Source organism: Methylobacterium indicum, from assembly GCF_017347565.1.
GTDB classification, from domain to species: domain Bacteria; phylum Pseudomonadota; class Alphaproteobacteria; order Rhizobiales; family Beijerinckiaceae; genus Methylobacterium; species Methylobacterium indicum.
Window position 1 is genome coordinate 2,993,114 of record NZ_AP024145.1, and the last position, 23,850, is coordinate 3,016,963.

A 23,850-nucleotide genomic window follows, 5' to 3' on the forward strand; every position below is an offset into this window, starting at 1 on the left:
CGTTCCATGGCCGAGGCTGCGCCGCGTTGGGCCACCTATGCCGATCTCGAGGCGGTGCCGGACCACCTCGTGGCCGAGATCGTCGATGGTGTGCTGGAGACGCATCCGCGGCCGCGGCCGCTGCACAGCATCGCGTCGGCGCGGCTGTCGGGTGAGCTGGATCGCCCGTTCTCCCGGGGGCGCGGTGGCCCCGGCGGCTGGATCTTCATGATCGAGCCCGAGCTTCATCTCGGGCCGCATGTGGTCGTGCCCGATCTGGCTGGCTGGCACCTCGAACGCTTGCCGGCTATTCCGAAGACTGCCTTCATTGAGACCCCGCCCGACTGGGTCTGCGAGATCCTGTCCCCGTCCACCACTCGGCTCGACCGTGGGCCGAAGCGGCAGATCTATGCCGAGTTCGGCGTCGGTCACCTCTGGCTACTCGATCCCACCAACGGTGTCCTCGAAGGCTTTGCGCTCGTGGGTGACCATTGGTTGCTCCTCGGCACCGTGGCGCGAGGCGGGGACGTCGTGCTGCCGCCCTTCGATGTCGCCCCGTTTCCGCTCGACGATCTCTTCCCCATTGAGGCTTCGCCTCCTGACGATCCGGCCGCCCCTCCTCCCGCCGAGACCTGAATCCATGCCGATCAACGTCCTGATGCCCGCCCTCTCGCCGACCATGGAGAAGGGCAACCTCGCCAAGTGGCTCAAGAAGGAGGGCGACGCGATCAAGTCGGGCGACGTGCTCGCCGAGATCGAGACCGACAAGGCGACCATGGAGGTCGAGGCGGTCGACGAGGGCGTGCTCGCCAAGATCGTGGTACCGGAGGGCACCGCCGACGTGCCGGTCAACGAGCTGATCGCGCTCATCGCCGAGGAGGGCGAGGATCCGGGCAGCGTCGAGGCCGGCGGCAACAAGCCGGACAAGACGGCGGACGCGCCCGCCAAGGCGGATAAGCCCGACGCGGCGAAGACCCAGGCGCCCGCCGGCAACGAGACGCCCGGCGGCGGCACGATGTCGTACGAGCGGGTCGACACGGCCCCGGAAGGCGCGCGCCCGGCCGGCGGCAAGACCGCGGACGGGGCCCCTGCCGGGCAGCCGGAGGGCGGCCGCCGGTTCGCCTCGCCGCTCGCCCGCCGCATCGCCAAGCAGGAAGGCCTCGATCTCGGTGCGGTGTCCGGTTCGGGCCCGCACGGCCGGATCATCGAGCGCGACGTGCGCGCCGCCATTGAGGGCGGGACGGCCAAGGAAACGGCCAAGGAAACGGCCAGTGGGACGGTCAAGCCCGCGCCGCAAGCCGCCGCCAAGGAGGCCCCCGCCGCGAAGCCCGAGCCTGCGCAAGCCCCGAAGCCCGCCGCGGCCTCACCCTCCGGCCTCACGGCCAAGCAGGTGATGGGACTGTTCGAGCCGGGCTCCTTCGAGGAGGTGCCGCTCGACGGGATGCGCAAGACCATCGCCAAGCGCCTCGTCGAGTCGAAGCAGACCGTCCCGCATTTCTACCTCTCCCTCGACGTCGAGCTCGACGCGCTCCTGGCCTTGCGCGAGCAGGTCAATGCGGGGGCGACGAAGGACAAGGACGGCAAGCCGGCCTTCAAGCTCTCGGTCAACGACTTCGTCATCAAGGCCCTGGCGCTGGCGCTCCAGCGGGTGCCGGCGGCGAATTCCGTCTGGGCCGAGGACCGGATTCTGCGCTTCCGCCACTCCGACGTCGGCGTCGCGGTGGCGATCGACGGCGGGCTGTTCACGCCGGTGATCCGCAAGGCGGAGCAGAAGACGCTCTCGACCATCTCGGCCGAGATGAAGGACCTCGCCGCCCGCGCCCGCGCCAAGAAGCTCAAGTCCGAGGAGTACCAGGGCGGCACCACGGCGGTGTCGAATCTCGGCATGTTCGGCATCAAGTCGTTCGGCGCGGTCATCAACCCGCCCCACGGCACCATCCTGGCGGTCGGCGCCGGCGAGGCCCGGGTGGTGGCGAAGAACGGCGCCCCGGCGGTCGTCCAGGCGATGACCGTGACGCTCTCCTGCGACCACCGGGTGGTCGACGGAGCGCTCGGGGCCGAACTGCTCGCGGCCTTCAAGGGCCTGATCGAGAGCCCGATGGGCATGCTGGTCTAGCACTTTTCCCCTCCCCCTTGTGGGGAGGGGTCATGGGGATCGAAGATCCCGCGTGGGGGTGGTGCCGCGTATGGCTCGGCGGTGCCTTCTGCACCACCCCCACCCCTAGCCCCTCCCCACAAGGGGAAGGGGAAGGCGCCTTCTTCGTTGCCGATCTGCGGGAGGAATCGCCGGATGCCCTGGAACGGATCGCCCGATCAATCGGCATCACCGCGAGCCAGGGCGAACGCCAAGGTCATGCGGCACGCCCTCACACCGGCGGAGAAGCGACTGTGGTGGCACCTGCGCCATAGGCTGCCGGTCGAGGGATCGCACTTCCGACGACAGGTCGCGCTCGGTCCTTACGTGGCGGACTTCTGCTGTCTCGGCGCACGGTTGATCGTCGAGGTCGATGGCGGCCAGCACGGCTTCCCCGACCAGCAAGCCTATGACGTCGCGCCCACGGCCGCCCTCGAAGCGCGGGGCGTCCGGGTCCTGCGCTTCTCAAACGCGGATGTCAGTCGCGCGATCGACAACACCCTCGACACGATCATCGCGGCCCTGGCCGCCCCGCCCTCCCCGGAGACCTGAATGTCCGACACCTACGACGTCCTCATCATCGGCGCCGGTCCCGGCGGCTACGTCGCGGCGATCCGGGCCGCGCAGCTCGGCTTCAAGACCGCGGTGGTGGACCGCGAGCATCTGGGCGGCATCTGCCTCAACTGGGGCTGCATCCCGACGAAGGCGCTGCTGCGCTCGGCCGAGATCTACCACTACATGCAGCACGCCAAGGATTACGGCCTGACGGCGGAGAATGTCGGGTTCGACGTCTCCGCCATCGTCAAGCGCTCGCGCGGCGTATCCGGCCGGCTCAACGGCGGCGTCGGCATGCTGCTCAAGAAGAACAAGGTCGACGTGATCTGGGGCGAGGCCGCGATCGAAGCAGCGCCGAAGGGGAACGAGGCCGGCCGGGTGGTGGTGCGCGAGACCAAGCGCGCCGAGGCGCCGAAGGGCGCGAAAGCCGCCGGTACCTACGGCGCCAAGCACATCGTCGTGGCGACCGGCGCCCGGCCGCGGGCGATTCCCGGCATCGAGCCGGACAAAAAGCAGATCTGGACCTACTACGAGGCGATGGTCCCGGAAAAAATGCCCAGGAGCCTGCTGGTCATGGGCTCGGGCGCGATCGGCATCGAGTTCGCCTCGTTCTACCGCACCATGGGCGCCGAGGTGACGGTGGTGGAACTGCTGCCGCAGATCCTGCCGGTGGAGGACCACGAGATCGCCGCGCATGCCCGCAAGCGCTTCGAGAAGCAGGGCATCAGGATCCTCACCGGCGCCAAGGTGACCAAGGTCGTGAAGGGCGAGGCGGTCACCGCCACGATCGAGACCGAGGGCGGCAAGACGCAGGAGATCACGGCCGAGATCCTGATCTCGGCGGTCGGCGTCGTCGGCAACATCGAGAATCTCGGCCTGGAGACGCTCGGTGTGAAGATCGAGCGCGGCATCGTCGCCACCGACGGGCTCGGGCGCACCAGCGTGCCGGGGATCTACGCCATCGGCGACGTCGCCGGCCCGCCGATGCTCGCCCACAAGGCCGAGCACGAGGGCGTCATCTGCGTCGAGACCATCAAGGGCCTGCACACCCACCCGATGGACAAGGGCAAGATCCCGGGCTGCACCTACTGCCAGCCGCAGATCGCCTCCGTCGGCCTCACCGAGGCGAAGGCCAAGGAGCAGGGTTTCGATGTCCGAGTCGGCCGCTTCCCCTTCGCGGGCAACGGCAAGGCGATCGCTCTCGGCGAGCCCGACGGCCTGGTGAAGACGATTTTCGACCGCAAGACCGGCCAGCTGCTCGGCGCCCACATGGTCGGGGCCGAGGTGACCGAGCTGATCCAGGGCTACGTCGTCGCGATGACCCTCGAGACCACCGAGGAAGAGCTGATGCACACGGTCTTCCCGCACCCGACGCTCTCGGAGATGATGCACGAGAGCGTGCTCGATGCCTACGGGCGGGTGATCCACGCATAGGCTTGAATGGAATCGTAAAGCTCCAAGACAGCAATGATCGCGCGTCAGGGCCGAACGAGACGCAACCTTCGGCTTGACCGTCGTTGGTGTCGTTTCTGCGCTGTAGCGCGATCTTTGAAGATCGAATAGGCGGAGGCAGGTGGATGGATGGTTCTTCGCCGCAATGCGATCTGGAAGGCCATGCCGGCTCAAACTACGGGAAAATTCTGGCGCAGATCCACGCGACCTTGCGGCCGCGCAACTACTTCGAGATCGGCACCAGGGATGGTGGTACGTTGGCCCTGTCGCGGTGCGACGCGATCGCGGTCGATCCTGCCTTCGTCATCGCGGATCCCGGCATCTTGTCCACACGTCGGATGTCGCTGCTGTACCAGATGACGTCCGACGACTTCTTCGCCAGGTTCGACCCCAGGAACCTGTTCGGCGAGCCCGTCCAGTTCGCCTTCCTGGACGGCATGCACCGGTGCGAGTTCCTGCTCCGCGATTTCTACAACACGGAGGCGGCGTGTGCGCCGAACTCGGTGATCGCCATCCATGATTGCCTGCCGGTGGAACTGCCGATGACGGCGCGCACCGAGGAGGAGATCGTTCCGGTCAGGCCGTCGCGCACGGGGTGGTGGACGGGCGATGTCTGGCGGACGGCGCTGCTGCTCAAGACGGTCCGGCCCGATCTGGAGATCCTGGCGCTCGACGCCGCTCCGACCGGGCTCCTGCTGGTCACGAACCTCGATCCCGGCTCGTCGTTCCTGAAGGACAACTACAATGCACTGCGCAGGGAGATGCTGTCGTACGATCTGCGCCAGATCGGGATCGAGCGTCTGTTCGAGCAGCTTCAGGTGGTGAGCACGTCCGAGATCGACAGCGACGAGAAGATGACGGGGCGGTTCTGGCTCTGAAGGCGAGGCCCTTCGGGATGCGGTCCATCGCGGTATGGTCCTCGAAGCCTGGCCGAGCGCGGCAGCCGCGACCTCGGCGCGCCGTGGCCGCGGGCCGCGACGGCGCAGGGCCGCGTGTCAGCGGGGCTCAGCCCTCCGCCGCCCGCAGCGAGCGGGCGCAGGCCGAGAGGATTGCCCGCGCGGTCTCCGGGTAATCGCCGTCCAGGACGCTCTCGAGGGTGCCGACGGTCTCGGCCAGGAGCGCCTCGCCATCGGCGACGCCCTGCTTGTGCAGGGCCACTGCGAGCGCGGTCGCCAAAGTGGCGAAGGCGACGCCTACATCCTGATCGGTCATGAGAGGATTCCGTACCGTCGGGAAACCGGCCGCCCACGGGCGGTATCCGGTATGGATCGGGCGGTTCCGATGAAACGAGTTGGGGGACGATGGTGGGCGCGACAGGGATCGAACCTGTGACCCCTACGATGTCAACGTAGTGCTCTCCCGCTGAGCTACGCGCCCATCGACCCGTGCAGGCATGGCCTGCCGACGGTCGTCTTGCGAGGCTGTCCCGAAACCGGGTCGCCTTCGTCTACTCCGATCGACCGAGATGCCTCGGCCTCTTCGCACTCCGAGGGGATGACCCCTGACATCCGGAGGTGCGATGGTGGGCGCGACAGGGATCGAACCTGTGACCCCTACGATGTCAACGTAGTGCTCTCCCGCTGAGCTACGCGCCCTCGAGGCCGTGTGGGCGGCCCCGGTGTGAGAGGGCGTATAGAGGCAGTCGCAGCAGGTGACAAGACGGTTCCGTGGGTCGGCGCGGTTTTCCGTTGCCGGCTCCCGAGGGGGACTATGCCGGGCGGGAGACGGGGCCGCAGCCGGCTCGCCCTTGCAGGGCCCCGTCCTTCCCGTGCGACCCGGCTTCCGGCCGGTCGCCGCTCCGGCTGGCCGCCCGCGCCGGCGACTCTTGCCAGCCGCTCCCGCCCCCTGCTACACGTCCGACCGCTCAACTTGGCATAACCAATTGATTTCATTGAGAATGACGAGGCGCGGCACTGCTCGCCGGCCTCGCGACAGCGAGAGGCGCGAGGACAGGTGACGGCCCAGACCCCTTCCGCGTCCCCCGCTCCTTCTCCCCTGCGGGCGTCGCTCCGGCTCGGGCGCGGTCGCACCGTCGCGCGCGACTTCACCCGCCTGCGGCTCGAATTCGGGGCCGAGGGGCTGAGCCTCGACGTGGCGGATCTCGGGCTCGGGGCGCGCTGGGTCTCGATCGCCTTCAAGGACGAGAATCACGGCGCCTTCAGCCGGGTCGAGCTGACCGCCGTCGTCGACGGCCCGGAGGGGCCGCAGGGCACCAGCCTCGACGAGCGCGCCTTCGGCCACGGGCGCTTCACCTGGCTCGGGCGGCTGCCCGCCGGCACCACCTCGTTGCGGCTCACCCCGATGCTCGGCGAGCCGGCGCTCGCCGTCGCCGAGTTCACCGTCACGGTGCGACGCCGCGCCGCCCTCGTCGGCCGGGCGGCCGTGCGCCGGCCTCTCCTCACCGCCCAGGCCCTGTTCTGGCGCTCCGTCGGCAAGCGCGTGCGCTCGCAGCACCGCCTCGCCCGCGCCCTCGTGCCGGCGGGACTCACCGGCTACGACGCCTGGGTCCGTCACTTCGACACGCTGAGCGAGGCCGATCGCGCCCGCATCGGCGCCGAGGTGGCGCAGTGGCGCGAGCCGCCGCTGATCTCGGTGGTCATGCCGGTCTACAACCCCGGCTCCAGGGTCCTGGAGGAGGCCCTGCGCTCGGTGCGCGGGCAGCTCTACCCGCATTGGGAACTCTGCATCGCCGACGACGCCTCGACGGATCCGGCGGTGCCGCGCCTGCTCGCCCGGGCGGCGGCCGAGGACCCGCGCATCCGCGTCGAGCGCCGGCCCGAGAACGGCCACATCGCGGCGGCCACCAACACCGCGCTCGCCCTCGCCCGCGGCGCCTACGTCGCCTTCATGGACCACGACGACGTGCTGCCGGCGCACGCCCTCTACGAGGTGGTAAGGGCGATCCGGCGCGATCCGGACCTCGACCTGATCTACAGCGACGAGGACAAGATCGACGCCGACGGGCGGCGCTTCGAGCCGCACTTCAAGGGCGACTGGAACCCCGAGCTCCTCTACGGCCAGAACTACCTCAACCACCTGACGGTGGTGCGCCGCAGCCTCGTCGAGGCGGTCGGGGGGCTGCGCCCCGGCTTCGAGGGCAGCCAGGACCACGACCTGCTCCTGCGTCTGAGCGACCGGCTGGACCCCGCCCGCGTGCGTCACCTGCCGGCGATCCTGTACCACTGGCGCACCGCGATCGGCTCCGGCACCTTCTCGGACGCCTTCCTCGCCCGGGCCGAGGCGGCGCGCCTCCAGGCCCTGGAGGAGCTGGTGGCGCGGCGCGGCTGGCCGCACCGGGTCGAGCGCGGGCCGCTGGGCTTCAACCGTCTGGTGCGCGCCCTGCCCGACCCGGCCCCGCTCGTCTCGGTGGTGATCCCGACCAAGGACCGGGCCGAGCTGCTGCGCGTCGTCCTCGACGGACTCCTGACCGGAACCGAGTATCCGGCGATCGAGGTCGTGGTGGTCGACAACGGCAGCACCGAGCCCTCGGCCCTGGCGCTCCTGGAGCGGGCCGCCGCCGATCCGCGGGTGCGGGTGCTGTCGCGCCCCGGCCCGTTCAACTTCTCGGGGCTCTCGAACGACGGCGCCGCGGCCGCGCGCGGATCGCTGCTCCTGTTCCTCAACAACGACATCGAGGTCGTCGCGCCGGGCTGGCTCACGGAACTGGCCTCGATCGCGGTCGAGGACGGGGTCGGTGCCGTCGGCGCCAAGCTGTCCTATCCGGACGGCACGCTCCAGCACGGCGGCGTGGTGCTGGGCGTCGGCGGCGTCGCCGGCCACAGCCACCCGGATATCGGACCCGACGATCCCGGCTATTTCGGCCGCATGGTGATCGCGCAGGAGGTCTCGGCGGTCACCGGGGCCTGCCTGATGATGCGGCGCGCGGTGTTCGAGGCGGTCGGTCGCTTCGACGCGGAGCACCTGGCGGTGGCCTTCAACGACATCGACCTGTGCCTGCGGGTGCGCAAGGCCGGCTACCGGGTGATCTGGACGCCGCACGCCGCCCTGACGCACCACGAATCGAAGAGCCGCGGCAAGGAGGACACGCCCGAGAAGCGCGCCCGCTTCGAGGCCGAGGTCGCCACCATGACCGAGCGCTGGGGGCCGGAGCTGCGCAACGATCCCTATTACAACCCGAACCTCGCCCGGGCGAAGGCGCTGTTCCGCCTCTGGTAACGGTGCGGCCGTTGCCCGTTTTGCACTGCAACGCTACAGCGGTGCCCGCGGGCGCCGCGCCGCGCCGCTGCCGGGAGGACGTGAGATGCGCGTTGCGATGGTGGGGGCGGGCTATGTCGGCCTGGTCTCCGGAGCCTGCTTCGCCGATTTCGGCCACACCGTCACCTGCGTCGACACGGCGCCGGAGAAGATCGCCGCCCTGAAGGACGGCCGCATCCCGATCTACGAGCCCGGCCTCGATGCGCTCGTCGCCGAGAACGTGCGCCAGAGCCGGCTCTCCTTCACCACCGACCTCGCCGAGGCGGTCGCCGGGGCCGACGCCGTGTTCATCGCCGTCGGCACCCCGTCGCGGCGCGGCGACGGCTTTGCCGACCTCTCTTACGTCTACCAGGCGGCGCGCGACATCGCCGCCGCCGTCACCGGGCCCACCGTCGTCGTCACCAAGTCCACGGTGCCGGTCGGCACCGGCGACGAGGTCGAGCGCATCGTCCGCGAAGCGCGGCCCGGGATCGCCATCGCGGTCGCCTCCAACCCCGAATTCCTGCGCGAGGGCGCGGCGATCTCCGACTTCAAGCGGCCCGACCGCATCGTCGTCGGCGCCGACGATCCCGCCGCGGCCACCGTGGTGAGCGAGCTCTACCGCCCGCTCTACCTCAACCACGCGCCGATCCTGGTGACGAGCCGGCGCACCGCCGAGCTGACCAAGTACGCGGCGAATGCGTTCCTCGCCACCAAGATCACCTTCATCAACGAGATCGCCGATCTCTGCGAGCAGGTCGGCGCCGACGTGCAGGAGGTCGCCCGCGGCATCGGCCTCGACAACCGCATCGGGCGCAAGTTCCTGCATGCCGGCCCGGGCTACGGCGGTTCCTGCTTTCCCAAGGACACGCTGGCGCTGGTCAAGACCGCCCAGGATGCGGGCAGCCCGGTGCGCCTCGTCGAGACGGTGGTGGCGGTCAACGACAGCCGCAAGCGCGCCATGGCCCGCAAGGTGATCGCCGCCTGCGGCGGCTCGGTGCGGGGCAAGCGGATCGCGGTGCTGGGCCTGACCTTCAAGCCGAACACCGACGACATGCGCGACGCCCCGTCCCTGTCGATCATCGCCGGATTGCAGGATGCCGGCGCCACGGTGACGGCCTACGACCCGGAGGGTATCGAGCAGGCCCGTCCGCTCCTCGCCGGCGTGGACTACGCCGCCGACCCCTATGCCTGTGCGGAGCGCGCCCATGCTCTCGTGATCGTGACCGAGTGGGACGCGTTCCGGGCCCTCGATCTCAAGCGCCTGCGCGAGGCGATGGCCGAGCCGGTCCTCGTCGACCTGCGCAACGTCTATCGGCCCGAGGATGCCCGCAAGCACGGCTTCACCTATGCCAGCGTCGGGCGGCCCTGAGCGGCACGCCTCCGACGCGACGCGGGATTCGAGGATCGTTCGAGACCCGTTCCAGCCTAAAGATTGTTCGATGATCGCCGGGAGCGAGCCGATGCAGACCTTCTTCGTCGAGATCAAGTGCCGCCTGGGCAAGACCTATACCGTGGCGAGCGCCCTCGCCGACCGCGAGATCGCCTCCGAGATCTACTCGACGGCGGGCCATTACGACGTGCTCGCCAAGTTCCACGTCGATGACGGTGTGGATATCGGGCATTTCGTGGCCGAGCACGTCCAGACCATCGCGGACATCCAGGATACCCGCACCATCATCACCTTCAAGGCCTTCTGAGCGGGACCGGCGGCAGCGCCGTCCGGCGGAACGGATGCCGGCCCGTCGCGAAAATCCCGGTGCCGTCAACGGCTTGGCGTTGCGCGCGACGGCAGCGCGACCCCGCGCGGGGCCGGGTCCGGCACCCGTGCGCCGCTCCGCCCCATTGCGACCCGATTCATCGGGTCTAAGACGTGTCGCGTGCGTCCGGTCCGGGCCGGGGCGCGTTCGAGCTTGACAGCATTACCGGTGAGATCCGGTATTTCTACCGGATGACAGTTTTGCGGCCCAGCTACGGTGCTTCTGCTCCGCCATGTCGCAGGACTTCGACTGATGAAGGCATGTCACAGGTAGGCCAAGTCTTGTCGTGTCGGGATGGGTGGCGCCGTTCCGGGGTTGGCGCGGTGCTGGCCTCATACTATGGGTTGGGGTGAATTGCCCGGGTGCGGCGCCGCCGCGTCCCGTCCTCCGTAAATGAGCGTGTGCGAAGCGAACGTGATACAGCGTCCTGACATCGCGATCATCGGTCGGTCCTGCCGGCTGCCGGGCGCCTCCGGCGTCGACAGCCTGTGGCAGATGCTCATCGAGGGACGGTGCGCCGTCTCGCGCATCCCGGAGGACCGCTGGTCCCTGGAGCGCATGGGTCACCCCCGGGCGCAGGAGCGCGGCAAGAGCTACACCTGGGCGGCCGGCGTCATCGACGATCCGTGGTCGTTCGACCCGTCGGTCTTCGGCATCTCGCCCCGCGAGGCCGAGCAGATGGACCCGCAGCAGCGCCTGCTGCTGGAGCTGACCTGGGAGGCCCTGGAGAGCGCGGGGCTACGGCCGTCGGCGGTGGCCGGCAGCCCGATCGGCGTGTTCGTGGGCGCCTCCTCGCTCGATTACGGCAACCTGCGGGTCCTCGACAGCGCCTCGGGCGACGCCTACGCGGCGACCGGCAACACGCTGTCGATCCTGTCGAACCGCATCTCCTACATCTTCGACCTGAAGGGGCCGAGCTTCACCCTCGACACCGCCTGCTCGTCGTCCCTCGTCGCCCTCGACGCCGCGGTCGCGGCGATCGCCTCGGGGCGGATCGACACGGCGGTGGTGGCGGGCGTCAACCTGCTGGTCAGCCCGTTCAACTTCGTGTCGTTCTCGAACGCCTCGATGCTGTCGCGCACCGGCCTGTGCCAGGCCTTCTCGGCGAGCGCCGACGGCTACGTGCGCGCCGAGGGCGGCGTCGTCCTGGTGCTGCAATCGGCTGAGGCCGCCGCCCGCAACGGCGCGACCGTGCGCAGCGTGATCGCCGCCTCGAAGGTCAACTCGGACGGGCGCACCACCGGCATCTCCCTGCCGTCGGGCTACGCGCAGGGCGCGCTGCTGGAAGAGATCTACCGCGAGGCCGGGGTCGCCCTCGACGCGATCACCTTCATGGAGGCCCACGGCACCGGCACTCCGGTCGGCGATCCGATCGAGGCCGGCGCCATTGGCGGCAAGCTCGGCCGCGGCCGCTCGACCCCGCTCCCGATCGGCTCGATCAAGACCAATATCGGCCATACCGAGCCGGTCTCGGGCCTCGCCGGCCTGCTCAAGGCGAGCCTGGCGCTGGAGCACGACCTGCTGCCGCCCTCGCTGCACAGCGCCGAGCTCAACCCGGCGATCCCGTTCGACGAGCTGAAGCTCGCGGTCAACCGCACGCTCCTGCCCCTGCCCCGCACCGGCGAGCCGCGCTTTGCCGGCGTCAACTCGTTCGGCTTCGGGGGCACCAACGCCCACGTCATCCTGACCGACCCGGCGCGCAGCCCGGCCGCGGCCTCCGCGCCGGCTCCCGAGCCGGAGGTGCTGCTGGTCTCGGCCCAGACCAAGGCGGCCCTCGCCGACCTCGCCCAGGACTACGCCGCCCGCCTCGACGGGGCGGATGCGGCCGAGATGTCGCGCGTCGCCGCCGCTGCCGCGCATCGCCGCGAGCGCCTGCCGGTGCGCGCTGCGATCCCGCTGCGCGACCTCGACGCCGAGGCCGTGACCGAGGCGCTGCGCGCCGTCGCCGAGGGCGAGGAGGCGCCCGCGGCGTCCCTCGCCACCGCGGTCGAGCGCGCCGGCGGCGTCGCCTTCGTGTATTCGGGCAATGGCAGCCAGTGGGCCGGGATGGGCCGGGACGCCTACGCCCTCAACCCCGTCTTCCGCGCCCGCTTCGACGCGGCCGATGCCCTGTTCCGACCGCTCGCCGGCTGGTCGCTGAAGGACGCGCTGTTCGCCGACGACCTGGAGCAGCGGCTCGCGCTCACCAGCGTCTCGCAGCCGCTGATCTTCGCCATCGAGACCGCCTCGACGGCCGCGCTGAAGGCCGTGGGCCTCACCCCGACCGCGATCGTCGGCCACTCGGTCGGCGAGATCGGCGCCGCGGAGGCCGCCGGCATCCTGACGCTCGAACAGGCGGTGAAGGTCATCTTCTACCGCTCGAAGCACCAGGAGGCGACCCGCGGGCTCGGCACCATGGCGGTGCTGCTCGCCCCCGTCGAGGAGGTCGAGGCCTTCCTCGTCGACTATCCCGAGCTCGACATCGCCGCCCTCAACAGCCCCAAGGCGGTGACGGTGGCGGGCCCCGTCGCGATGATCGACGCCGCCATGAAGGCGCTGGCGCGCAAGCGCCGCCGCGGCCGCAAGCTCGACCTCGACTACGCCTTCCACGGCCGCCTGATGGACCCGATCGAGGGGCCGCTGCGGCGCGACCTCGCGGGGCTCGCGCCCTCCGCCGGCACCGTGCCGCTCGCCTCGACGGTGACCGGCGGCGTGCTCGACGGCACCGCCTTCGACGCCGGCTACTGGTGGCGCAACATCCGCGAGCCGGTGCGGTTCAGCGCGGCGGTCCAGGCCGCGGCGCAAGGAGGCGCCCGGATCTTCGTCGAGGTCGGCCCGCGGCCGACCCTGCTGCCGCATATCGGCGACTGCCTCGAGCCGCTCGGCTTTGATGGCGCCACCGTCGGCGTGCTGCCGAAGAAGACCCTCGCCACCGACCCGTTCCGGCGCGCGCTGGCCGCGGCCCTCGCGGCGGGTGCCGCCGTCGACGAGACGATCGCCTTCGGGGCCGACCCGGCCGGCAGCGTGGCGCTGCCGCACTATCCCTGGCAGCGCAAGGTCTTCCGCCTGCCGGAGACCACCGAGGCGATGAACCCGGCGAGCGCCCGGCCCTACCACCCGCTGATCGGCGCCCGCCAGGGCGCGGACGGCCTGGAATGGCTGGCCCATCTCGACGTCGCCACGGTGCCGGAACTCGACGACCACCGCATCGACGGCCAGGCGATCCTGCCCGGTGCCGGCTTCGCCGAGATGGCGCTGGCGGTCGGCCGCGAGGTCGTGCGCTCGGAGAGCGTGACGCTCGCCGATCTCGAGATCCAGCAGCCGATGGTCTTTGCCGAGGAGACCGTGCGCGAGGTGCTGTCCCGGTTCTCCCCGGGCGCCAACCTGGTGCAGATCCTGTCCCGGCCGCGCCTGAGCCAGGCGCCCTGGCAGCTCCACGCCGTCGCCAAGCTGGTCGAGGGCGAGACCCCGGCCCCGGCGCGCCTCGCCGTGGCGGCCCTGCCCTCCGAGACCACGATCGACGGCGAGGCGCTCTACGCCCGCGCCCGGGCGTCGGGCCTCGGCTTCGGCCCGTCCTTCCGCCAGGTCGCCCGCTCGGCCCGGCTCGACGACGCCACGATCGTGTCCGAGCTGCAGCCGGCCGGGCCCGAAGCCCGCTACGGCCTGTCGCCGGCACGGCTCGATTCCTGCTTCCACGGCCTGATCCTGCTCTTCGCCGACCTCCTGGGCGAAGCGGCGAGCCGGGCCTACGTGCCGATCCGCTTCGGCGAGATCCGGCTGGTGCGCCCCGGCGCGGCCATCGCCCGGGCGGTGATCCGCACCCGGCGCTGCAACGAGCGCAGCATCCTGGCCGACTTCACCCTGGTGGACGAGGCCGGCGAGGTGATCGCCACCTTGCGCGAGGGCCGGTTCCAGGCCCTGCGCATGAAGGCCGGGGGCGACCTCGACGCCTTCGCGATCCGCCAGTTCACCGAGCTCGCCACCGAGCCGACGGCGATCGCCCTGGAGCCGCAGCCGGCGGTCGCCGCCCTGGTGCGGCGCCAGGCCGGCGCGGTCACCGCCAAGGGCGACGCGGCGCTCGGCGCCGGCCACATGCTGCTCGAAGGCTGGGCGACCTCGCTCGCCGACCGGCTCGCCCGGGGTCTCGCGGTCGGCGGCGTCGTCGACGTCGCGGCCTCGCGCCGGCTGCCGGCGGCCTTGCGCCCGTGGCTCGTCAACCAGCTCGCGGCGCTGGAGGTCAGCGGCCTGGCCGAGGCCGCGGGCGACGACCGCTGGCGCCTGCGCGCCGACGTGACGCTGCCGGCGACCGACGAGATCATGCGCTGGATCGCGGCGGACCATCCCGAATTGTCGGCCGAGCTCCTGCTCTGCGCCGATCTCGGCGCCGTGGTGTCGCGGATCCTCGCCGGCACGCTGTCGGACGCTCCCTCCCTGCCGCAGGCGGCGCTCGACGCCTTCTGCTTGCGCGGCGCCACCGTGCGGGCCTCGGCCGATGCGGTGATGCGGCTCCTCGACGACAGCGCCGCCGCGCTCCCCCGCGACCGGGCGCTCCGCCTGCTCCAGGTCGGGTTCGGGCCGCTCTCGGCCCAGGTCGCGACCTTCGCCGGCCTGCACGAGGCGCGCCTCACCGTGTTCGAGGCCGACCGGCGCCTCGCCGAGCGGGCCCGCCTCGCCCTGCCGGCCGGCGTCACGATCGTCGAGGACCCGGCGCAGCTCGGCCTCGCGGCCTTCGACGCGGTGCTGGCGAGCGACGTGCTCCACCGCGCCTCCCGCGATCTCCTGACCCCGCTCGCCGCGTCGCTGGCGGCCGGCGGCCTGTTCGCGGCGGTCGAGCCCGGCGCCTCGCTGTTCCGCGACATGGTGTTCGGTCTCGATGCCGGCTGGTTCGAGATGGCCGGCACCGTGCCGGTCGGGCGCCTCGACGACGTGGCGGGCTGGCAGCGCTCCTTGAGCGCCGTCGGCCTCGTCAAGGTCGCGGCCGACCGGGCGGTGACCCGCAACGGCAACGACCTGCTGCTGCTCGCCGAGGCCCCGCCCCGGCCGAAGGCCGCCGCCGGCCAGACCTTCGCCTTCGTCATCGGCTCCGAGGACGAGTTCGCGGCCGAGACCGCCTCCTCCTTGGCGACGCTCCTGGTCGCGGGCGGGGTCCACGTCTCGATCATCCTCGATTCCGAGGCGTCGCTGCGCGAACTGGAGCGCGAGACCCCCGACACGGTGGTCTACCTCGCCGGTGCCTTCAACCGCGGCGGCGAGGCGGCCGAGCGGCTGCGCGAGCGCTGCCTCGGCCTCAAGCGCTGCGTCGAGCATCTCGGCACCCGCCAGACCCGGCTCTGGGTCGTCTGCCCCGGTGCCACCCGCGACCGCGGCGGCCCGGCCTGCAGCGTCGAGGCCGGCGTGTGGGCCTTCACTCGCACGCTCGCCAACGAGGTGGCGTCCCTCGACGTGCGCCGCATCGACCTCTCGCCGTCGATCTCCTCGAAGCGTGCCGCCGAGCGCCTGCGCGACCTGATCCTGTCCGGCAGCCCCGAGACCGAGATCGTGGTCGACGACGATGCGACCCGCGTGGTCCGCTTCGCGCAAGGGGCGCGGCCCGTCCGCCGCTCGGGTGCCGCGGCGCCCGCCGCCCGGCTCGAGCGCAGCACCACCGGCGGCCTCAACGAGATGCATTGGGGGCCGGCCGAACGGTCCGCCCCCGGTGTCGGCCAGATCGAGATCGCGGTCGAGGCCACCGGCCTCAACTTCCGCGACGTGCTCTGGGCGCTCTCGATGCTGCCCGAGGAGATCCTCGAGGACGGCTTCGCCGGTCCGCGCCTCGGCCTCGAATGCGCCGGCCGCGTCGCGGCGGTCGGTGCGGGCGTGACCGCGTTCAAGCCCGGCGACCGGGTGGTGGCCTTCGCCCAGTCGGGCTTCGCCACCCACATCGTCGTGCCCGAGATGGTCGTGGCGGCGGCCCCCGAGGGGCTGTCGTCGGAGGCGGCCGCCACCACGCCGGTCGCCTTCCTCACCGCCTTCTACGGCCTCGTGACGCTCGCCCGCCTCAAGGCCGGCGAATGGGTGCTGGTCCATGGCGGCGCCGGCGGCGTCGGCCTCGCGGCGCTCCAGATCGCCCGGATGCGCGGCGCCCGGGTCATCGCCACCGCAGGCTCGAACGAGAAGCGGGCGCTCGTCAAGGCGCTCGGCGCCGAGCACGTGCTCGATTCCCGCTCGCTCGCCTTCGTCGACGACATCCGCCGCATCACCGGCGACGGCGTCGACGTGGTGCTCAACAGCCTGTTCGGCGAGGCGATGGAGCGCAGCCTCAACTCGCTGAAGCCCTTCGGGCGCTTCGTCGAGCTGGGCAAGCGCGACTACGTCGCCAACACCCATATCGGCCTGCGGCCGTTCCGCCGGAACCTGTCGTATTTCGGCGTCGACCTCGACCAGCTGCTCCAGTTCCAGCCCGACGAGGGCAAGCGGCTGTTCCGCGAGGTGATGGCGCTCTTCACCGACGGCAGCCTGAAGGCGCTGCCCTACCAGCCCTTCGCGGCCGAAGAGGTCTCGGACGCGTTCCGGCTGATGCAGCAATCGGGTCACGTCGGTAAGATCGTGATCGCGCCGCCGAAGGCCGGCACGATCCCGGCCGAGACGACGAAACCCTTCGTGGTCGCGCCCGACCGCGTCCATCTCGTCACCGGGGGCTTGGGCGGCTTCGGCATCGAGGCGGCGCGCTGGCTCGCCGACCGGGGCGCGCGCCACATCGCGCTCGTCGGCCGCAAGGCGCCGTCCGGCGAGCCGGCGCTCTCGACCATCGCCGAACTCGAGGCCCGCGGCGTCTCGGTCCAGGTCGAATCCTGCGACATCGCCGATCGCGCCTCGGTCCAGCGCCTGCTGGATCGGGTGGAGAGCAAGGGCGTCAAGCTCGCCGGCATCATCCACGGCGCGATGGTGCTGCAGGACGGCCTGATCGCCAACCTCGATCCGGCCGCCCTCGAAGCGGTGATCGCCCCGAAGGTGATCGGCGCCGGCCACCTCGACGCGCTGACCCGCGACCGGGTGCTCGACTACTTCGTGCTGTTCTCCTCGGCCACGACCTTCATCGGCAATCCGGGCCAGGGCTCCTACGTCGCCGCCAACGGCTTCATGGAGGGGCTGGCCCGCCAGCGCCGCCGCCTCGGCCTGCCGGCCCTGGCGGTGGCCTGGGGCGCCATCGGCGATGTCGGCGTCCTCGCCCGCAACAAGGCGGTGATGGAGACGCTGGCCGGCCGGGTCGGCGTGACCCCGGTCGATGCCCGCAAGTCCCTCGACCTGATGGCCGAGGCGCTGGGTTCGCAGGGCGGCGCCTCCGACGACGCGGTGATCGCCATCGCGGCGATGCACTGGGGCAAGGCGCGCGAGCGTCTCGCCACCCTGCGCTCCCCGAGCTACGCCAGCCTCGGCTCCGAGCAGCAGGCGGAGGCCGGCGGCGCGGTCGCGATCAGCATCCCGGGTCTCCTGCGTGCCCACGACCTCGACGACGTCCGCAAGACCGTGGCCGACGCCATCGTGGAGGACATCGCCCGCATCCTGCGCCTGCCGAAGGACGACATCAGCCGGGTGCGCCAGCTCTCGGAGATCGGCCTCGACTCGCTGATGGGCGTCGAGCTCGGCGCCAGCCTGCAGGAGCGGTTCGGCCTCGACGCGCCGCCGTCGGGCGTGTCCAGCGGCCAGACCGTGACCGAACTCGCCGACACCCTGATCCAGTCGGTGGCGGCCCCGGTCGACGAGAGCGCGGCGGCGGTCGTCAGCCTGTCGCAGCGCCACGGCGGGGCCGAGTCGGTCGACGCCGCCTCGCTCCAGTCCCTCCAGGCGCTGGTCGAGCAGAACAGCCAGGACATCAAGGTCATCACCCAATGAGCAGCGGATCCTCCCACGGCGCGGGTGGGCGCGAGGCCCTGGCGGGCTTCGTCGCCGCCCGCCTCGGCAAGGCTCCCGTCCGCCCCGCCCCGGCCAGGCCGGAGCCCAAGCCCGCCCTCGCGCAGGCCCAGAGCTTCGACAGCCTGCCGGCCTACAAGGAGCTGAAGCTCCAGCGCTCGGCCGCCGACCTGATCGGCCTCGGCAACCCGTTCTTCCGCGTTCACGACGCCAAGGCCGGCGCGACGACGACGATCGACGGGCGGACCTTCACCAACTTCTCGTCCTACGACTATCTCGGGCTCAACGGCCATCCGGAGGTGAACGCGGCGGCGCAAGCCGCGCTGTCGACCTACGGCACCTCGGCCTCGGCGAGCCGGATCGTCGCCGGCGAGCGCCCCGGCCACCTCGTCCTCGAGAAGGCGCTCGCCGCCCATTACGGCACCGAGTCCTGCGTGGTGATGGTGAGCGGGCACGCCACCAACGTGACGACCATCGCGGCCCTGCTCGAACCCGGCGACGTGATCTACCACGACGCCCTGATCCACAATTCGGTGGTCACCGGCGCGCAGCTGTCGGGCGCCCAGCGCCGCAGCTTCGCCCATAACGACCTCCAGGCCCTCGAATCGCTGCTGCACGCGACCCGCCACGAGCACCGCCGGGCGCTGATCGTGATCGAGGGCCTCTACAGCATGGACGGGGACGCCCCCGACCTCGCCGGTGTCGTCGCCCTCAAGGAGCGCTACGGCGCCTGGCTGATGGTGGACGACGCCCACGGCCTCGGCGTGCTGGGTAAGGACGGCCACGGCCTGCACGAGCATTGCGACGTGCCCCCCGGCAGCGTCGACATCTGGATGGGCACGCTGTCGAAGACGCTCTCGTCCTGCGGCGGCTACGTCGCGGGAGCGGGCGCGCTCATCGAGCTCCTGAAGTGCACCGCGGGCGGCTTCGTCTACTCGGTCGGCCTGTCGCCGCCGCTCGCCGCCGCCGCCACCGCCTCGCTGGCGCTGATGCGGCGCGAGCCGGAGCGGGTCGCGCGGCTGCGCCGCAACGGCTCCCTGTTCCTCGCCTGCGCCCGCGAGCGCGGCCTCGATGTCGGCACCAGCCTCGGGCTTGCCGTGGTGCCGGTGATCCTCGGCGATTCGCTCAAGGCCGTGACCCTATCGGACCGGCTGTTCCAGCGCGGCATCAACGTGCAGCCGATCATCCACCCGGCGGTGCCGGAGCGCTCATCGCGCCTGCGCTTCTTCATCACCTCGGAGCACACGCCCGAGCAGATCCGCGAGACCGTGACGGTGCTCGCCGACGAGCTCGACGAGCTGAACCAGGGCGGCTCGCTGGTCGAGCGGCTGATGGCGCGGCGGGCCTGACGACCCCACCCCGGGTCCCGGTGCGGGGCCCGGACGAGGCGACCGGCGTTCGGCCACCCCTGCGCCATCCGCGGCTCCGGATCCCGGGTTCCGCTTCGCGGCCCGGGGATGACCCGGGCCGTGCCGGGACCCGATGCCCCGTCAGCCGCGCAGCTCGTCCACCAGGAACTCCCGCACCGCCCCGGCCTCGATGCCGGGGGCGATGAAGCTCTTGCCGATGCCGCGGGCCAGGATGAAGGTCAGCGCCCCGTCGCGGACCTTCTTGTCCTGGCGCATCGCGTCGAGGAGCTGGTCGGCGTCGCCGCTCCCGCCCGGGACCTGGTCGAGCCGCGTCGGCAGGCCGGCGAGCGCCAGGTGGTTGGCGACGCGGCCGGCATCCTGGCCCGGGCACAGGCCGAGCCGGGCGGAGAACCGGAAGGCGAGGCACAGGCCGATCGCCACCGCCTCGCCGTGGACGAGGCGCGCCGCCTGGTAGCCGGTCAGGCGCTCGAGGGCGTGCGCGAAGGTGTGGCCGAGGTTGAGCAGCGCCCGCTCGCCGTCCTCGCGCTCGTCGCGCACCACCACCCCGGCCTTGGCCCGGCAGCAGGACGCCACCGCCGTCTCGCGGGCAGGCCCCCCGGCATAGATCTCGGCGAGGTTCGCCTCGCACCAGGCGAAGAACTCGGGGTCGTCGATCAGCCCGTACTTCGCCACCTCGGCGTAGCCGGCGCGCAGCTCGCGCGGTGCCAGGGTGTCGAGGGTGGCGGTATCGGCGATGACGAGGCTCGGCTGGTGGAAGGCGCCGACGAGGTTCTTGCCGTGGGGCGAGTTGATGCCGGTCTTGCCGCCGACCGAGGAATCGACCTGGGCGAGCAGGCTGGTCGGCGCCTGGACGAAGCGCACGCCCCGGCGCAGCGAAGCCGCCGCGAAGCCCGCGAGGTCGCCGACGACGCCGCCGCCGAGCGCCAGAACGAGGTCGCCGCGCTCGATCCGGTGGCCGATCAGCCCGTCGCAGACCTGGGCGAAGCCCGCATAGCTCTTCGAGCCCTCGCCGGGCGTCACCGTGATGAGCGCGGTGCGCAGGGACGCCTCGGCGAGCGCGGCGGTGACGGCTTCGCCGTACTCCGCCGCCACGGTCTCGTCGCTCACCACCGCGACGGCCCGGGCCCTGAGCGCGGCGACGCGGGTGCCGATCTCGGCGAGGAGTCCCCGGCCGACCAGGATGTCGTAGGCCCGGCCCCCGTCGAGGGGGACGTGAACGGTCTGTGTCTGCGCGGTCACGGCGTCGTCCGTTGTCGAGCGGTCAATGGGCGGCGACGCTGTGGCCGGCGGTCTCCGGCTCGCCGCCGGTCTCGGGCGGGGAGCCCGTGGGATCGCCGGCCGCGCCTCCGGCATAGCCGTCTCCCGGGTCGCCCAGCATGTGGGCGTCGAGGGCTTCGAGCACGTCCTGCACCACACGGTCGTGGGAGACCTCGCGGGAGACCACCATCACGTCGGCCCCGCCATAGATGGGATGGCGCAGGTCCATCAGGCGACGCATCGTGCCCTCCGGGTCCTCGTTCTGGAGCAGCGGCCTCCCGGGGCGCTTGCGCACCCGGCGCATCAGCACGTCGAGCTCGGCCTTGAGCCAGACCGAGACCCCGGCCTCGCCGATGCGCTGGCGGGTCTCGGGCCGCATGAAGGCGCCGCCGCCGGTGGCGAGCACCATCGGCCCCTCGCGCAGCAGGCGCGCGATCACCCGCTCCTCGCCGTCGCGAAAGCTCGGCTCGCCGTAGATGGCGAAGATGTCGGGGATGGTCAGGCCGGCCGCGGCCTCTATCTCGTGGTCGGCGTCCTTGAAGATCAGGCCGAGGCGGCCCGCCAGGCGCTTGCCGACGGTGCTCTTGCCCGCGCCCATGAGGCCGACCAGCACGATCGAGCGCAGGCCGAGGCCTCGGCGCACGCGCGACTCGATCGATGGCTCATGAGGGGGACGCTGGCTCATGCGGCGTTCTTTAGCCTGTTTTTCGCGCAGGGCGAAACGGCGGATATCGGGGAAAAACCACGCGCGCCGCCGGTCCGTCTGCGTTGTCTCTGCGTCCGCTTCGGCACCCGCGCAACAGGCGCCGGCATTCCGCGCGGCGGTGCGGATGCCGGCCTTGCCTCGCGGTGCGGCGCGTGGTCGAACCGACGGCCAAGGTGGCCGGCGCCCTCTCCTCCGCGCCGCTCGTTGTCACGCGTAGTCGCGGGGATCCGTCCGACGTGCCGACCCTCTTCCGTTTCCTCGTCGTGGTGGCCGTCCTGGCCGGGATCGCCTTCGCGGCGATGTTCGCGCTCGCCACCTTCGTCGAGCCGACCCCGCGCGAGATCTCCGTCACCATCCCCAACGCCAAGCTGCAGCCGAAGTGAGCGGCGGGGCATGAGCACCTTGGGCCCCCAGGGCCTGATGCACGCCTATCTCGACATGCTGGCCGCCGAGCGGGGCGCCGCCGCCAACACGCTCGCGGCCTACCGGCGCGACCTCGACGACTACCTCGCCCATCTGGCGGGCCGGCGCCTCGATCCCGGCGCCGTCGAGCCCGCCGGCATCCGGGCCTACCTCGCCGAACTGGAGGCGCGCGGCCTCAAGAGCACCTCGGCGGCGCGCCGGCTCTCCTGCGTGCGCGGCTTCCACCGCTTCCTCTACGCCGAGGGGCTGGCCGAGGGCGATCCCACCGCGCCGGTCTCGGGGCCCAAGCGCGGCCGCGGCCTGCCCAAGGTGCTCTCGGTGGCCGAGGTCGACCGCCTGCTCGCGGTCGCCAAGGAGGTCGCCGTCAAGGCGCCGAACCCCGCCGAGGCGGCCCGGGCCGGGCGGATGCACTGCCTGATCGAGCTTCTCTACGCCACGGGCCTGCGCGTCTCGGAGCTGGTCGCCCTGCCGCGGGCCGCCGGCGCCACCAAGGAGCGCTTCCTGGTGGTGCGCGGCAAGGGCGGGCGCGAGCGCCTGGTGCCGCTGACCGAGGTGGCGCGCTCCGCCATGGCGGCCCATCTCGCGACCCTGACGGCGCCCGGGCCCTGGCTGTTTCCCGCCGACAGCGAGACCGGCCACCTGACCCGCCAGGCCTTCGCCCGGGACCTGAAGGCCGTGGCTGCCGCCGCCGGCCTGCGCACCGACAAGATCAGCCCGCACGTCCTGCGCCACGCCTTCGCCAGCCACCTCCTGCAGAACGGCGCCGACCTCCGGGTGGTGCAGGAGCTGCTCGGCCACGCCGACATCTCGACGACGCAGATCTACACCCACGTCCTCGACGAGCGCCTCAAGCAGATGGTGCGCGACCTCCACCCGCTGGCGAGCGCCTGATCCCCCCGCCCCGGGTGACGCGGGAGCGGGCGCGACCTATCTCGTCCCCCGGTGCGGCGGAAAAGCCGCGGGGGGAAAACGTACGTGCCGGTCTCGACCCTGTCCCTCGTCGCGCAGATCCTGGCGGCGTGCCTCGTCGCCGCGACGCTGCTGCCGTTCTGGCGCAGCCGCGCCGGGCTGGTGCGCACCTTCGACTTTCCGCGCTTCCAGATCGCGAGCGCGATCCTGCCGGTCCTGGTCCTGCTGGTGGCCGCCGGGCACGATCCCGTCTCGCTCGCCCTCGGGGCCGGGCTGCTCGCCGCGCTCGGCCTGCAGCTGCGCCACATCCTGCCGTTCACGCGGCTGGCGCGGCCGACCGCCAAGGCCGCCCCGGCCGAGGCCGACCCCGAGCGCCGCGTCGCGATCCTGATCGTCAACGTGCTGCAATCGAACCGCGCCTACGACCGGCTCCTGCGGGTGGTGGAGCGCCACGATCCCGACCTGGTCCTGGCGCTCGAAACCGATGCGGGCTGGCGCGACGCGCTCTCGCCGCTGCGGGCGCGCTACCCCCACGGGGTCGACCAGGCGCAGGACAACACCTACGGGCTGATGCTCTATTCGCGCCTGCCCCTCGACGACGTGCGGGTGCGCTTCCTGATCGAGGACGACGTGCCCTCGGTGCGCGCCGGGGTCACCCTGCCCTCGGGCGAGCGCTTCACCTTCCACGGCGTGCATCCGCGCCCGCCCCATCCGGGCCACAGCAGCGCGACGCGGGACGGCGAACTGGTGCTGGTCGCCCGCGAGGTCGCGCGCGAGGCCGGGCCCACGGTGGTGGCGGGCGACCTCAACGACGTCGCCTGGTCGCGCACCACGGGGCTCTTCCAGGCCATCGGCGGCCTCCTCGACCCGCGGGTCGGGCGCGGCGCCTACCCGACCTTCCACGCCGACTGGCCGATCCTGCGCTGGCCCCTCGACCACGTCTTCTTCTCCGAGCACTTCCTGCTCGCCCGGCTCGAGCGGCTGGAGCATGTCGGCTCCGACCATTTCCCGATCCTGATCGAGCTGTGCCGCGACGCCAGCGCCGAGGCGGTGCAGGAGCCTCCGGCGGCCGATGCCGAGGACCGGCAGGAGGCCACCGAGGCGGTGGTGCAGGCGCGCGAAGCCGCCTCGTCCTAGCGGGTCATAAAAGTCAAACAGTATGACTTTTCAGCCGGGCGGCCCCGTGCTGTAACGGGCCGGCCGGCGCCGCGGGGGCGCCCTGTCGGACGAGCCCGGTCCCGG

The 23,850-nt window shown here is 71.8% G+C and carries 16 protein-coding genes and 2 tRNA genes; 13 read left to right on the plus strand and 5 right to left on the minus strand.

Features of this window, described 5'->3' with window-relative positions:
* Positions 1–6: 6 nt before the first annotated feature.
* The 5 genes from miv_RS14070 to miv_RS14090 all read left to right on the plus strand — a co-directional run bounded on the left by miv_RS14070 (position 7) and on the right by miv_RS14090 (position 4,998).
* On the plus strand, positions 7–615 hold the full coding sequence (locus tag miv_RS14070) for a Uma2 family endonuclease (protein WP_207183206.1): 609 nt from the start codon (positions 7–9) through the stop codon (positions 613–615).
* A 4-nt stretch (positions 616–619) separates the two neighbouring features.
* Positions 620–2,095, plus strand: coding sequence for a pyruvate dehydrogenase complex dihydrolipoamide acetyltransferase (locus tag miv_RS14075; protein WP_207183207.1), 1,476 nt, complete (start codon positions 620–622; stop codon positions 2,093–2,095).
* Between the two features lie 237 nt (positions 2,096–2,332).
* The gene (locus tag miv_RS14080) at positions 2,333–2,665 is read left to right on the plus strand and encodes an endonuclease domain-containing protein (RefSeq protein ID WP_207183208.1); all 333 of its coding nucleotides are present in this window, start codon (positions 2,333–2,335) and stop codon (positions 2,663–2,665) included.
* On the plus strand, positions 2,666–4,102 hold the full coding sequence (lpdA, locus tag miv_RS14085; RefSeq protein WP_207183209.1) for a dihydrolipoyl dehydrogenase: 1,437 nt from the start codon (positions 2,666–2,668) through the stop codon (positions 4,100–4,102).
* A 143-nt stretch (positions 4,103–4,245) separates the two neighbouring features.
* Positions 4,246–4,998 carry a class I SAM-dependent methyltransferase gene (locus miv_RS14090; protein ID WP_207183210.1) on the plus strand — a complete coding sequence of 251 codons (753 nt, stop codon included), beginning with the start codon at positions 4,246–4,248 and terminating at the stop codon, positions 4,996–4,998.
* Between the two features lie 127 nt (positions 4,999–5,125).
* Here the strand turns inward: miv_RS14090 and miv_RS14095 are convergent, their stop codons facing one another.
* The 3 genes from miv_RS14095 to miv_RS14105 form a co-directional block, all read right to left on the minus strand.
* Complete coding sequence (locus miv_RS14095) at positions 5,126–5,332, minus strand: hypothetical protein (RefSeq protein WP_048426062.1); 207 nt, start codon at positions 5,330–5,332, stop codon at positions 5,126–5,128.
* A gap of 90 nt (positions 5,333–5,422) precedes the next feature.
* Positions 5,423–5,497, minus strand: a tRNA-Val gene (locus miv_RS14100).
* A gap of 143 nt (positions 5,498–5,640) precedes the next feature.
* Positions 5,641–5,715: transfer RNA gene (locus miv_RS14105), tRNA-Val, on the minus strand.
* 457 nt (positions 5,716–6,172) lie between these two features.
* On the opposite strand from miv_RS14105, the gene miv_RS14110 reads away from it, so the two are divergent.
* The 5 genes from miv_RS14110 (at position 6,173) to miv_RS14130 (ending at position 19,292) form a co-directional block, all read left to right on the plus strand.
* A complete protein-coding gene (locus miv_RS14110) occupies positions 6,173–8,296 on the plus strand; it encodes a glycosyltransferase family 2 protein (protein WP_244749055.1) in 2,124 nt (707 codons plus the stop codon).
* Positions 8,297–8,381: 85 nt separating this feature from the next.
* The gene (locus miv_RS14115) at positions 8,382–9,686 is read left to right on the plus strand and encodes a UDP-glucose dehydrogenase family protein (RefSeq protein WP_207183211.1); all 1,305 of its coding nucleotides are present in this window, start codon (positions 8,382–8,384) and stop codon (positions 9,684–9,686) included.
* Between the two features lie 91 nt (positions 9,687–9,777).
* Complete coding sequence (locus miv_RS14120) at positions 9,778–10,014, plus strand: Lrp/AsnC ligand binding domain-containing protein (RefSeq protein ID WP_048426071.1); 237 nt, start codon at positions 9,778–9,780, stop codon at positions 10,012–10,014.
* 453 nt (positions 10,015–10,467) lie between these two features.
* A complete protein-coding gene (locus tag miv_RS14125) occupies positions 10,468–17,925 on the plus strand; it encodes an SDR family NAD(P)-dependent oxidoreductase (RefSeq protein ID WP_425312972.1) in 7,458 nt (2,485 codons plus the stop codon).
* Complete coding sequence (locus miv_RS14130) at positions 17,922–19,292, plus strand: aminotransferase class I/II-fold pyridoxal phosphate-dependent enzyme (protein WP_048426059.1); 1,371 nt, start codon at positions 17,922–17,924, stop codon at positions 19,290–19,292. Before miv_RS14125 ends, miv_RS14130 begins: the two co-directional genes overlap by 4 nt.
* Positions 19,293–19,433: 141 nt before the next feature.
* On the opposite strand, the gene aroB is transcribed toward miv_RS14130, so the two are convergent.
* On the minus strand, positions 19,434–20,552 hold the full coding sequence (aroB, locus tag miv_RS14135) for a 3-dehydroquinate synthase (RefSeq protein WP_207183213.1): 1,119 nt from the start codon (positions 20,550–20,552) through the stop codon (positions 19,434–19,436).
* A 22-nt stretch (positions 20,553–20,574) separates the two neighbouring features.
* Positions 20,575–21,255: a shikimate kinase gene (locus tag miv_RS14140; protein ID WP_082171832.1), complete on the minus strand. Its 681-nt coding sequence runs from the start codon at positions 21,253–21,255 to the stop codon at positions 20,575–20,577.
* A gap of 257 nt (positions 21,256–21,512) precedes the next feature.
* Here miv_RS14140 and miv_RS14145 point away from each other — a divergent pair, with 257 nt between their 5' ends.
* The 3 genes from miv_RS14145 to miv_RS14155 all read left to right on the plus strand — a co-directional run bounded on the left by miv_RS14145 (position 21,513) and on the right by miv_RS14155 (position 23,745).
* The gene (locus miv_RS14145; RefSeq protein WP_048426069.1) at positions 21,513–21,659 is read left to right on the plus strand and encodes a hypothetical protein; all 147 of its coding nucleotides are present in this window, start codon (positions 21,513–21,515) and stop codon (positions 21,657–21,659) included.
* A gap of 10 nt (positions 21,660–21,669) precedes the next feature.
* Entirely contained in the window at positions 21,670–22,590 is a 921-nt protein-coding gene (locus miv_RS14150) for a site-specific tyrosine recombinase XerD (RefSeq protein ID WP_058616926.1), read from the plus strand.
* 84 nt (positions 22,591–22,674) lie between these two features.
* A complete protein-coding gene (locus miv_RS14155) occupies positions 22,675–23,745 on the plus strand; it encodes an endonuclease/exonuclease/phosphatase family protein (RefSeq protein ID WP_207183214.1) in 1,071 nt (356 codons plus the stop codon).
* Positions 23,746–23,850 lie beyond the last annotated feature (105 nt).

Coding starts and splice junctions, on each gene's coding strand:
- miv_RS14070 (WP_207183206.1), top strand. CDS start 7: ATGGCCGAGGCTGCGCCGCGTTGGGCCACCTATGCCGATCTCGAGGCG.
- miv_RS14075 (WP_207183207.1), top strand. CDS start 620: ATGCCGATCAACGTCCTGATGCCCGCCCTCTCGCCGACCATGGAGAAG.
- miv_RS14080 (WP_207183208.1), top strand. CDS start 2,333: ATGCGGCACGCCCTCACACCGGCGGAGAAGCGACTGTGGTGGCACCTG.
- lpdA (WP_207183209.1), top strand. CDS start 2,666: ATGTCCGACACCTACGACGTCCTCATCATCGGCGCCGGTCCCGGCGGC.
- miv_RS14090 (WP_207183210.1), top strand. CDS start 4,246: ATGGATGGTTCTTCGCCGCAATGCGATCTGGAAGGCCATGCCGGCTCA.
- miv_RS14095 (WP_048426062.1), bottom strand. CDS start 5,332: ATGACCGATCAGGATGTAGGCGTCGCCTTCGCCACTTTGGCGACCGCG.
- miv_RS14115 (WP_207183211.1), top strand. CDS start 8,382: ATGCGCGTTGCGATGGTGGGGGCGGGCTATGTCGGCCTGGTCTCCGGA.
- miv_RS14120 (WP_048426071.1), top strand. CDS start 9,778: ATGCAGACCTTCTTCGTCGAGATCAAGTGCCGCCTGGGCAAGACCTAT.
- miv_RS14125 (WP_425312972.1), top strand. CDS start 10,468: ATGAGCGTGTGCGAAGCGAACGTGATACAGCGTCCTGACATCGCGATC.
- miv_RS14130 (WP_048426059.1), top strand. CDS start 17,922: ATGAGCAGCGGATCCTCCCACGGCGCGGGTGGGCGCGAGGCCCTGGCG.
- miv_RS14140 (WP_082171832.1), bottom strand. CDS start 21,255: ATGAGCCAGCGTCCCCCTCATGAGCCATCGATCGAGTCGCGCGTGCGC.
- miv_RS14150 (WP_058616926.1), top strand. CDS start 21,670: ATGAGCACCTTGGGCCCCCAGGGCCTGATGCACGCCTATCTCGACATG.